This is a genomic window from Streptomyces sp. NPDC031670 (assembly GCF_055580545.1).
The window spans coordinates 24305-35092 of the sequence record NZ_JBVILC010000029.1; the positions used below are offsets into that span (position 1 = coordinate 24305).

At 74.8% G+C, this 10788-nt stretch carries 9 protein-coding genes; 6 read left to right on the top strand and 3 right to left on the bottom strand.

Features of this window, described 5'->3' with window-relative positions:
* Positions 1-135 precede the first annotated feature (135 nt).
* The 3 genes from ACZ5ID_RS33480 to ACZ5ID_RS33490 all read left to right on the top strand — a co-directional run bounded on the left by ACZ5ID_RS33480 (position 136) and on the right by ACZ5ID_RS33490 (position 3915).
* Positions 136-738, top strand: a complete 603-nt coding sequence (locus ACZ5ID_RS33480; RefSeq protein ID WP_468905615.1) for a hypothetical protein — start codon at positions 136-138, stop codon at positions 736-738.
* 538 nt (positions 739-1276) lie between these two features.
* Entirely contained in the window at positions 1277-2314 is a 1038-nt protein-coding gene (locus ACZ5ID_RS33485) for a rod shape-determining protein (RefSeq protein ID WP_468905617.1), read from the top strand.
* Positions 2315-2319: 5 nt separating this feature from the next.
* Complete coding sequence (locus ACZ5ID_RS33490; RefSeq protein WP_468905620.1) at positions 2320-3915, top strand: GAF domain-containing protein; 1596 nt, start codon at positions 2320-2322, stop codon at positions 3913-3915.
* Between the two features lie 7 nt (positions 3916-3922).
* Here ACZ5ID_RS33490 and ACZ5ID_RS33495 read toward each other — a convergent pair whose 3' ends face one another.
* Entirely contained in the window at positions 3923-4354 is a 432-nt protein-coding gene (locus ACZ5ID_RS33495; RefSeq protein WP_406557110.1) for an Lrp/AsnC family transcriptional regulator, read from the bottom strand.
* A 69-nt stretch (positions 4355-4423) separates the two neighbouring features.
* Here ACZ5ID_RS33495 and ACZ5ID_RS33500 point away from each other — a divergent pair, with 69 nt between their 5' ends.
* From ACZ5ID_RS33500 to ACZ5ID_RS33510, 3 genes are all read left to right on the top strand, one after another.
* Positions 4424-5146 (top strand): hypothetical protein, encoded by a 723-nt coding sequence (locus ACZ5ID_RS33500; RefSeq protein ID WP_468905624.1) that lies wholly within the window; start codon positions 4424-4426, stop codon positions 5144-5146.
* 82 nt (positions 5147-5228) lie between these two features.
* Positions 5229-6650, top strand: a complete 1422-nt coding sequence (locus ACZ5ID_RS33505; protein WP_468905627.1) for an acyl-CoA synthetase — start codon at positions 5229-5231, stop codon at positions 6648-6650.
* Complete coding sequence (locus tag ACZ5ID_RS33510) at positions 6643-8001, top strand: carboxyl transferase domain-containing protein (protein WP_468905630.1); 1359 nt, start codon at positions 6643-6645, stop codon at positions 7999-8001. The genes ACZ5ID_RS33505 and ACZ5ID_RS33510 overlap by 8 nt, the downstream gene beginning before the upstream one ends.
* Positions 8002-8180: 179 nt before the next feature.
* Here the strand turns inward: ACZ5ID_RS33510 and ACZ5ID_RS33515 are convergent, their stop codons facing one another.
* Together ACZ5ID_RS33515 and ACZ5ID_RS33520 are read right to left on the bottom strand one after the other, a co-directional pair.
* Positions 8181-9446 carry an MFS transporter gene (locus ACZ5ID_RS33515; protein WP_468905633.1) on the bottom strand — a complete coding sequence of 422 codons (1266 nt, stop codon included), beginning with the start codon at positions 9444-9446 and terminating at the stop codon, positions 8181-8183.
* 80 nt (positions 9447-9526) lie between these two features.
* Positions 9527-10261 carry a class I SAM-dependent methyltransferase gene (locus ACZ5ID_RS33520; RefSeq protein WP_468905636.1) on the bottom strand — a complete coding sequence of 245 codons (735 nt, stop codon included), beginning with the start codon at positions 10259-10261 and terminating at the stop codon, positions 9527-9529.
* Positions 10262-10788: the final 527 nt, after the last annotated feature.

Genomic DNA, 10788 nt, shown 5'->3' on the forward strand with positions numbered 1-10788 from the left:
GGCTATGCGCGCGGCGGTCGACAATGGGGGCCGGGAATGTGTGGATCTTGTGTGGAACCCTTCCCTCCGGGGCGTGGCGGGGGCACGAAGTCGGGCGTTCGGTGCGTTGTCAGTGGGGGCGGTGAGGATGGGGACATGACGGACGCGCAGCACCACCGTTTCGGCCCGCTCGACTTCCAGCTCGTCCTGCTGCGGCGGATGGCCGACCACCAGCCGGAGCTGGTCGAGGAGGCCCGCCGCGAGCTGGGGGCGTCCGCCGCCCGGATGCGGGAGGCCAACCGGCGCTGGCAGGCGATGACCCGCTCGCCGCGCTCGCGCGGGGCGGCGGCGCGGTACCGGTCGATGCTCGGCGAGCCGGAGGCGGTGACCCGGCGCAGGGTCGGCGACCTGGAGTGCGAGGCGCGGCGGTGGCCGGTGCCGCTGTGGCCGACGCTGCGGTTCGAGGTGCTGGCGGGGCCGGACGGGACGGTGTGGAACGAGTGGCTGATCCGGGCACCCGGCGAGCCGGGCCCGGTCCTGGAGACGGTGGCGGATCTGCGCCCGTGGTCCTGCACGGTGGACGAGGCGGCCCGCGCGTTCCCCCCGGCCCGGCCGAGGGAGGGGAGCGCGCCCACGCGGTGGGAGGTGGAGCTGACGGTGGGGGGTGGGGGGGTGTGGGTGGCGGAGTTCTCGTGGGGGTTGCTGCAGGGCGTGCGGCCGGGGACTGTCTGTGGCCGAGGTTTGCCTGCGGGCCGCTGAGTGGCTGGTCGCGCAGTTCCCCGCGCCCCTTGGGTAGACCGCCGGTCCCTGGGGTGCGGCTCGGCCCCTGGACCCTTTTTTGCCTGCGGACCGAGGGTGGCTGGGCGCGCAGTTCCCCGCGCCCCTTAGGGGGTCGGCCGCCTCCCAAAAACGCCGCTCAGCCCCACCCCCCAGGGGGCGCGGGGAACTGCGCGAGCAACCCCCACCCACCCGCAGCCAAAGCCCCCGACACCAGCCACCCCAGGGGCGCGGGGAACTGCGCGACCAGCCCACCACCCGCCCGCAGACGAACCCCGGGCACAAAAGGGGCGCGGGGAACTGCGCGAGCGGCCCACCACCGGCCCGCAGACGAACCCCGGGCACAAAACCCCCCGCACAGACAGAGGCGCGCCGCACCGGACCCCCGTGTCCCCCGATCGGCCCCGCCCCACAACCCCCTGGCACTCAGTCAGCCGACGCCCGACCGGCTCAGCCCGGCGCGCGCCGCGCCGCCGGGGGCCGGACGATTCGATCAAGCACCCCATTCGGGAGGATCGCCGTGACCGTCAGTCTGGAACAGTTGCGCCGTTGCCATGTAGCCGTCGACCTCGGGGCCGCGAGGACGCGTGTATTCGTCAAAGGGCTGGGACTCGTCGTCGACGAACCCAGCGTCGCGGCCGTCAACACCCAAACCGGCGCGCTGATCGCCGTCGGCACGTTCGCCGAGAAGATGACGGGCCGTACGCCCGACTACATCCGCGTAGTCCGGCCCGTCTCCGGCGGCACCGTCGTCGACATCGAGATGGCCCAGCGCATGCTGCGCCATCTGATCGGCGAGAAGCTCCGGCGCCAGCTGCGGCGCAAGCCCCGGCTGCGCGCCGCCGCCAGCACCCCGCACGAGGCCGACCCGCTCGCCCAGCGCGCGACCGTCGAGACGCTGGTGGGTCTCGGCGCCCGCCGGGTCGAGCTGGTCGACACCCTGATCGCGGCGGCCGTCGGCTGCGGACTCCCGGTGGAGCAGCCGACGGCCACCATGATCATGGTGTGCGGCGCGGCCACCACCCAGATCGCGGTGCTCTCGCTCGGCGCGATCGTCACCGCCCAGCGCATCCCCGTCGGCGGCGACGCCATCGACCACGCCGTCATCCAGCACCTGCGCCACCAGCACGAGCTGATGCTGCCGAGCCAGTCCGTACGCCCCCTCCAGATCGCCCTGAGCGGCAACGGCCTGACCCCGCACGGCCCCGCCTCCACCGAGATCCACGGCCGCGACGTCGCCACCGGCCTCGCCCGCTCGGTCCGGGTCGACACCGCGGCCGTACGCAACGCGATCCACACCCCGCTGACCGCCGTCCTCGACGGCATCGGCAAGGTCCTGCGCGACTGCCCCCCGGATCTCGTCGCGGACCTCGCGGACCGCGGGATCATGATGGTCGGCGGCAGCGCCCTGCTGCCGGGGCTGGACCAGATGCTGCGCAAGGCGACGGGCATGCCGGTGGTCATCGCCGAACGCCCGGACGTCTGCGCCATCCTGGGCCTGGGCGCGATGCTGGACGGCCACATCGAGCCGATGGTCCTCGACCCGCTGGCGGAGTGAGGCGGATGCCGGGCGGGACCGGGACCGGGACCGGAGCGCCCCTGCCCGTCCTCCTCGAAGCCGTCATCGGCGTCGGCTCCGAGCGCGAACTGCACACCACCCTCCAGCACATCGTCGACACCGCCGCCGAGCTGACCGACGCCCGCTACGGCGCGCTCGGCGTGGTCGACCCCGAGCGCGGCCTGCTCACCGAGCTGTTCACGGCCGGGCTCAGCGACGCCGAGCGGGAGCGGATCGGGGCGCTCCCGGACGGGTGCGCCGGGGTGCTGGGCACGCTCGCCGAGGGCACGCAGCCGCTGCGGGTGCCCGATCTCACCGCCGACCCGCGCTCCTCGGGCGTGCCGCCCGGCCATCCGCCGATGCACTCGTTCCTGGGCGTCCCCATCCGCGTACACACCGAGGTGTTCGGCCACCTCTGTCTGACCGAGAAGCGCGGGGGCGCGTTCACCGACGAGGACCTGGCGCTGCTGCGGGTGCTCGCCTCGCAGGCGGGGATCGCCATCGGCAACGCGCGGCTGTACGAGACGGCCCGCTGCCGCGAGCGGTGGATCGAGGGCGCCGCCGCCGTCACCACGTCGCTGCTGACCGGCGACACGGCGGCCGACGCGCTGATGACGGTCGCCGAGCGGGCCCGGCTGCTCGCGGACGCGGTGGCGGGCGTGGTGCTCCAGCCCACCCGGGAGGGCGGGATGGAGATCGTCGCCGCCTCCGCGCCGGACGACCCCGGGGACATCGTGGGCACCACCATCGCGCCCGGCTCGCCCGTCCTGGTCCAACTGCTCGGCGGCGAGCCGGTGTTCATCGAGGACTCCGCGACCGACCCGAGGATGACCACCCATGTACGGACCCGGTTCGGGCCGAGCATGATGCTGCCGTTGCAGAGCGGCGGCAAGCTCATCGGTACGCTCGCGCTCCCCCGGCGCCGCGGGGCCGAGCCGTACACCGCGGTGGACCGGCTGCTGGCCGCGCAGTTCGCCTCACAGGCGGCGCTCGCGCTCGTCCTCGCGGACGCGCGGCACAACCGGGAGCGGCTGGCGGTCTACGAGGACCGCGACCGTATCGCCCGCGATCTGCACGACCTGGTCGTCCAGCGGCTGTTCGCCACCGAGATGATGCTGGAGTCGACACGCCGGCGCGCCGCGAAGGCCTCCGGCGACGACACCGACGAGCTGCTGACCCGGGCCGTGGACGAGCTGGACTCCACGATCCAGGAGGTCCGTACCGCCATCTTCGCCCTCCAGCAGCCGCCCGCCGACGCGCCGACGACCGTACGGGGCCGGGTGCTGCGCGAGACGGACGGCGCGGGCGCCCTGCTCGGGTTCCGCCCGTCGGTGCGGTTCGAGGGCGCGGTCGACACGGTCGTCGGCGAACCGGCCGCCGGGCAACTGGTCGCCGCCCTGCGCACGGCGCTCGCCGCCGCGCACCGCCGCCCGGGCGTCTCCTCCGTCGAGGTCCTGGTCGATGCCGCGGCGGTCCTGCCGGACGGGCGTCCGGGCGTCCGCCTGGAGGTCACGGACGACGGGAGGGGCGCCGGGACGGGCGGCGCGAGCGGTGACGACGGGGCGGGCGGGACGACGGTGACCTGGCAGTCGCCGGTGTGACCGGGGCTCAGGGCCCGGACGCCGCGCGCAGCGCGATCCGGGTGTGGGAGTGGGCGACGCCCGCCTCCCGTTTCAGCCGGCGCAACAGCCCGTCGAGCGCCGCCGGGTCGGCCGCCCTGGCCCGTACGAGATAGTCGTGCTCGCCCGTGACGTGCACGACCTCCGTGATCCCGGGCAGCTTCAGGGCGACCTTCTCGAACTCCTCGTTCGTGGTGTCCAGGCGCAGGGTGACGTCGATGAAGACGACGAGCCCGGCCCCCGCGTCGGCCGTCGGGTCGATCAGGGCCGTGAAGCCCCGGATGACGCCCTCGCGGCGCATCCGCCGCACCCGCTCGGCGGCGGCGTTGGCGCTGAGCCCGACCTTCGTCCCGAGATCGCGGTACGAGATCCGCGCATCCTCCCGCAGTACGCCGAGGATGTCTCTGTCCAGGCGGTCCATACCGCGATTGTCGCAGCCCGCGCCGATATCCGGCCGCGTACCCGGCGGGCGCGGCCGGACAGTACCCCCATGAGCGAGATGTGGACGACGGCGGTGGCGGGCGCGGCGGCGGGCCTGGGCGTGGCGATGCCCGTGGGCGCGGTCGGGGTGCTGCTCGTCCAGCAGGGCATGCGCGACCGGCGCGGCGCGGTCGCGGCGGCCTCGGCGGTGGCGGTGGTCGACTTCGCGTACGCGGCGGTGGCCACCGCGCTCGGCCCGTGGGTGGCGGCGACGCTCTCGGGGGTGGAGGCGTGGGTGCGGCTGGTCGCGGCGGGCGTGCTGACGCTGATCGCGGGGCGGGGGCTGTGGGGGTCGCGGGGCCAATCGACGACCCCCACGGAACGGGTCGCCGGGCCGGACGGCAGCCCGTCCGCCGGCCCCGCGGAACGCGTCACCGCGCCCGGCGGCCCCTCCCCCGCCCCCAGCGAACCGGCCACCGCGGCCGTACGGCCGGACGCGCCCCCCGCCCGCGTCTTCGTCCGCTTCGCCGCCCTCACCCTCGTCAACCCCACCACCGCCCTCTACTTCACCGCGCTCACCACCGCACAGGGCAGCACCCTGCACGGCGGCGGCAGCGGGGCCGTGTTCGTCGCGGCGGTGTTCGCCGCCTCCTTCGTGTGGCAGCAGCTGCTCGTGGCGGCGAGCGGGTTCGCCGGGGCGCGGATCTCCGAGGCGGCCCGGATGTGGACGTTCCGGATCGGCTACGGGCTGGTCGCGGCGTACGCGGTCAAGGTGGCGCTGCCGCTTCCTTGATCGCGGTGCCGCGTAGGGTTTCGGGTGGCCCTTCCGGGCCGGTGATGCCGCCGGTCCGACGTCGACTGCGAGGAGCCCCTCCGTGTTCCCTCTCCTTCCCGCGCTGCGCACCGCCGACCACAAGGAAGCCCTGCGGTTCGGCGAGCACTCCCTCACCTACGCGGAGCTCGCCGGGGCCGCTGGCGCCCTGGCGGGCCGGCTCACCGGGGCCGGCCGTGTCGCGGTCTGGGCGACGCCGACCCTGGAGACGGCCGTCGGGGTGGTGGCGGCGCTGCTGGCCGGGGTCCCCGCCGTACCGCTGAACCCCCGGACGGGCGACCGCGAGCTGGCGCACATCCTGGCGGACAGCGCGCCGACGGCCGTCCTCGCCGCCCCCGGCACCCCGCTTCCGCCCGCGCTGGAGGCGCTGACCAGGATCGACGTACGCACCACGGCGGAGCCGGGCGCGCGGCTCCCGGCCACCGAGCCGGACCCCGCCTCCCCCGCCTTCGTCGTCTACACCTCCGGCACCACCGGTCCGCCCAAGGGGGCGGTCCTGCCCCGCCGGGCCGTCGCCGTCACGCTCGACGCGCTCGCGGAGGTCTGGGCCTGGACGGACCGGGACGTCCTGGTCCACGGGCTGCCGCTCTTCCACGTCCACGGGCTGATCCTCGGCGTCCTCGGCCCGCTGCGGCGCGGCGGCTCGGTGCGCCATCTGGGCAGGTTCTCCGTGGAGGGCGTGGCCCGCGAGCTGTCGGCGGGCGCGACGATGCTGTTCGGGGTGCCGACGATGTACCACCGGATCGCCGAATCCCTGGACACCGACCGGGAGTTGGCGAAGGCGCTGGCCGGGGCGCGGCTGCTGGTGTCGGGGTCGGCGGCGCTGCCCGTCCACGACCACCGCCGGATCGCGGCGGCGACCGGCCGCACGGTGATCGAGCGGTACGGGATGACCGAGACGCTGATGAACACGAGCGTACGGGTGGACGGCGAGCCGCGGCCGGGGACGGTCGGCCTGCCGCTGCCGGGCGTCGAGCTGCGCCTCGCGGACGAGTCGGACGGCATCGGTGAGATCCAGGTGCGCGGCCCGCACCTGTTCACCGGCTATCTCAACCGGCCGGACGCCACCGCCGCCGCCTTCACCGAGGACGGCTGGTTCCGCACCGGCGACCTGGCGAGCCTGGACGCGGACGGTTACGTACGGATCGTGGGCCGCAGGGCCACCGACCTGATCAAGAGCGGCGGCTACAAGATCGGGGCGGGCGAGATCGAGAACGCGCTGCTCGACCACCCCGCGGTGCGCGAGGCCGCCGTCACCGGCGAGCCGGACGCCGATCTCGGGGAGCGGATCGTGGCGTGGGTGGTCGCGGCCGACCCCCAGGCGCCGCCCACGGCCGAGGAGCTGGCCGCGCATGTGGCGGGCCGGCTCTCCCCGCACAAACGGCCGCGTACGGTCCGCTTCCTGGAGACGCTGCCGCGCAACGACATGGGCAAGATCATGAAGCGGGCGCTGGGGAATGGCTGACCGGCTGACCGCGCGGGCGGCGATCGCGGCGGCCACGTCCGCCTTCACCGAACTGTTCCCCCCGGACAGCGAGGCCGGCCCGGCGGAGGGCCCGCTCGGCTGGGAGGGGTACGCGGCGTCGAGGGCGCGGGCCACGGAGCGCACGGGCGAGCAGGAGTCGGTGGTGTACGGCCTGGCGGAGGCGGAAGGGCGGCCCTGCGTCCTGCTGGCCTTCGAGTTCGGCTTTCTCGGCGGGTCGCTGGGGCAGCGTACGGGCGACCGCCTGGAGGCGGCGTACCGGGCGGCCCGGGAGCGGCGGCTGCCGCTGGTGTCGCTGATCGCCACCGGTGGCAGCCGGATGCAGGAGGGCATGGTCGCGCTCACCCAGCTCCAGCGGGTGGCCCGTCAGTCCGCGCTGCTGCGCGCCGCCGGGCTGCCGCAGATCGCGGTGGTCCGCGACCCGACGACCGGCGGCGGCTGGGCCACGCTGGGCGCGGGCGCGGACGTGGTCCTCGCGCTGCCGGGCGCCCAGATCGGCTTCGCGGGCTCCCGGGTCCGCCCCGCCGACGCGGACCCGGCGGCGTACGCGGCCGAGGGGCAGCTCGCGGCGGGGGCGGTGGACGCGGTGGTACCGGTGGCGGAGCTGCGCGGGGTGCTGGGGAGGTGGCTGGAGCTGCTCTCCGGCGGGGTCCCGGGCGGCCCGGTGACCCCGGCCGACGTGCCCTCGGCGCTGGGCGCGGCGGGGCTGCCGGGCACGGGCTGGGAGGCGGTGGAACAAGCGCGGGCCGCGTCCCGCCCCCGGGCCTCGGCCTACCTCGACGCGTACTTCACCCACCGCCTCCCGATCAGCGGGGACCGGTGCGGGGGTGTGGACGCGGGGATGCTGTGCGGGTTCGGGTCGCGGGACGGCCGTACGGTGGCGTACGCGGCCCAGACCGGCACCGCGACCCGTCCGGCGGGCTACCGCACCGCCACCCGTCTCCTCCACCTCGCCGACCGCCTCGGCGTGCCCGTCCTGACCCTGGTCGACACCCCGGGCGCGGCGAACGACGCGGCGGCGGAACGGGCCGGGCAGGGGGCGGCCGTCGCGGAGTGCTTCGGGGCGGTGGCAGGGGTGGGGGTGCCGGTGACGACCCTGGTGATCGGCGAGGGCGGCTCGGGCGGGGCGCTGGCCCTGGCGTCCCCCGGCCGTACGTGGCTGACCCCGTCGAGCTACTTCTCGGTGATCGCGCCGGAGTTGGCGGCGGCGATTTTGAAGCGGGGGGTCGGGGAGGTGCGGGGGACTGCGGATCAGCTGGGGGTGCGGCCCCAGGACCTGGTACGCCTGGGTCTGGCCCGGGGGGTGGTCTCCCCCACCCCACCCCTTCCCTGAACCCTCCGGGGGTGGGGGGCGCTTGGTGCCCCTTCAGGGCCCGGCCGTCGTCTGCGGGACGGCGGGTGGGGGGTCTGCCGCAGCCGGAGAACAAGGCTCAGCCCCAGGCTTTCAGGGGCGCGGGGAACTGCGCGACCAGCCCCACCGGCCCGCAGGTGAACAGACGGCCCCGGGTATCCCTACGCCTCCGGGTCCCGCGCGTCGTACCGCGCGAACCCCCTCCGCACCACCCCCAGCACCCCCACCGCCACCACACAGGCCACCCCGCCCCCCACCACCGCGACCCCCGGCGACGCCAGGTCCGCCGTCGTGCCCGCCAGGAAGTCGCCGAGGCGCGGCCCGCCCGCCACCACCACGATGAACACCCCCTGCAACCGGCCCCGCATCTCATCCGGCGCCGCGACCTGGAGCATCGTGTTGCGGAACACCATCGACACCGTGTCCGCGCACCCCGCTATCGCGAGGAAGACCAGGCCGAGCCAGAGATCGCGGGTGAGGCCGAACACCGCGATCGCCGCGCCCCAGGCGCCGACCGCCAGCAGGATCGCCAGCCCGTGCCGGTGGACGCGGCCGAGCCACCCCGAGAACACCCCGCCGAGCAGCGCCCCGAGCGCGGGCGCGGCCACCAGGAGGCCGGTGGTGCGGGCGTCACCGCCGTACCAGAGCACCGCCACGGCCGGGAACAGCGCGCGCGGATGCGCCAGGATCATGGCGCAGAAGTCGGAGAAGAACGTCATCCGCAGATTGGGCCGGGTCGCCAGGAAGCGGAATCCGTCCAGCACGGAGGCCCGCTTGGAGGCCGTACGGTCCCGGTCGGGCAGCATCGGCGGCAGCCGCCACATCGCGTACAGCGAGGCGGCGAAGGTGACCGCGTCGATCGTGTACGCCGACTGGTAGCCCGCGAACCCGACGAGCAGACCGCCCAGCATCGGCCCGAGCAGCGTCCCCGAGGTCATGGTGATCGAGCTCAGCGCGTTCGCCGCGGCCAACTGCTCCGGCGGCAGCAGCCGGGGGATCATCGAGGAGCGGGCGGGTCCATTGAGGGCGGCGCAGACGGACTGGAGCGCGACGATCGCGTACAGGAACCAGACGTGCGCGAAACCGGCGAAGGCGGCACCCGCGAGCCCGGCCGACAGCACCGCGGACCCGGTCGCACTGGCCAGTCCCAGCTTGCGCCGGTCGACGGTGTCCGCGATCGCCCCGCCGTACAGCCCGAACACCATCAGCGGCACCAGCGAGAACAGCCCGACGAGCCCGACGCTGAAACTGGACCCGGTGAGGTCGTACACCTGGAGCGAGATCGCCAGGGAGGTCATCCCCTGCCCGACCCAGGAGATGGTGTTGCCGAACCAGAGCCGCCGGTAGTGCGCCGAGCTCCGCAGCGGCGTGAGGTCGGCGAGTATCCGGCTGCGGCTCTTGGACGTGGTTTCGGTGTCGGCGGTCACGGGCGATGCTAACCGGCGGCCCCTGGACCGGTCGGCGACGGGGGGCGTCCACGCGGACGCCCGGCCCCGTCGCGGCGGGATCAGACCCGCTCGGCGTGCACGTACGACATCGGGTAGACGATGCGGCCCTTGTCGTCCACGTCGAAGGCGTCCGGGTCGAACGGCAGCGTGCCGCCCGTCTCCTCGCGCTGCTTCTCGAAGTACTCACGGGTGTGGTTGGTGGTGCAGAGGCTGTCCTCGATGGCGAGGATCCGCCACCGGCCGTCCAGGTTGGTACGGAAGTTGTCCTTGCTCACCCGCAGCTGCTGCGGCGGCAGACCGACGAGCTCGGACTCGGCGAAGGCGAACAGGTGCAGCTTGGCACCGGGCGCGGTCACCCGGTGCAGGGCCGCCGCGTACGCGCGCCGCTGCTCGTCGCTCAGCACGTGGTAGAGCCCGTAGTCCAGGACGGTCTCGAAGCCGCCCTCGATCCCCTCGAACTTCGTGGCGTCCGACACCGCGAAGGTCATGTCGAGACCGCGCTCACGGGCGCGCTCCTGGGCCTGGCCGATGGCGGACGGCGAGAAGTCGAGGCCGGTGACGTCGTGGCCGCGGCTCTTGAGGTGCAGCGAGTTCTGCCCGGTGCCGCACCCGGCGTCCAGCACCTTGCCGTGGAAGGCGCCGGACGCCTCCAGGGCCACGACGACGGGCTGCGGCTCGGGGATGTTCCAGGGCGCGAAGTCGAACTTCATCCCCAGCCCCTCCGTCCGTACCTTCCCCGCGTACAGCGGATCGAAGTTGGCGCTGCCCGCCGTGTAGACCTGCTCCGTGCTCACGTGGTGCCTCCCGTTTTACGGTCCGCCGAAATCAAGCGTCGCGGTCAATCTCCCGGACCGAATCCTCTCCGGACAAGTCCGGACGGCTGATCAGACGTGCAATCGCGGGAACTCCGCGGTTGAACAGGGGTTGACAGAAAAGGGAAAAGCGGAATGGGGGGGGTGGGAAATGGCGGCGCCCGGGGCGCGCCCGGCGGCGGCCCGGGCCCGGGCAGGCCCCGGGCGCCCCCCGCGCCGAGCCGCAGGGGCGCACCCCGAGGGCGGCCCAGCTGCCCGAGCCAGGGGCCTGGGCACGCGGGCCAGGGGCCAGGGCGGGGGTCTCAGCACGCGGGCGCCCGGGGCCAGGGCCGGGGTCTGGGGGCGCGGGCCCGGGGCCGATGGGCAGCGCCCCCGGCCGCCGGCCCTCCTAAGCCGCTGCCCCAGGGCGACGCCCCCCCCCCGAGCGCGCGCGGAATTCTTCGCGAAAGCAGCAGCACCGAACGCGATGAGCGGCATTGAATGGACGAACAGCGGTCCCCGAATTCCCG

What these genes read in the sequence shown, in the direction of transcription:
- ACZ5ID_RS33510 (WP_468905630.1), top strand. Translation starts at nt 6,643, where the DNA reads ATGGCTGACCGGCTGACCGCGCGGGCGGCGATCGCGGCGGCCACGTCC.
- ACZ5ID_RS33500 (WP_468905624.1), top strand. Translation starts at nt 4,424, where the DNA reads ATGAGCGAGATGTGGACGACGGCGGTGGCGGGCGCGGCGGCGGGCCTG.
- ACZ5ID_RS33480 (WP_468905615.1), top strand. Translation starts at nt 136, where the DNA reads ATGACGGACGCGCAGCACCACCGTTTCGGCCCGCTCGACTTCCAGCTC.
- ACZ5ID_RS33490 (WP_468905620.1), top strand. Translation starts at nt 2,320, where the DNA reads ATGCCGGGCGGGACCGGGACCGGGACCGGAGCGCCCCTGCCCGTCCTC.
- ACZ5ID_RS33495 (WP_406557110.1), bottom strand. Translation starts at nt 4,354, where the DNA reads ATGGACCGCCTGGACAGAGACATCCTCGGCGTACTGCGGGAGGATGCG.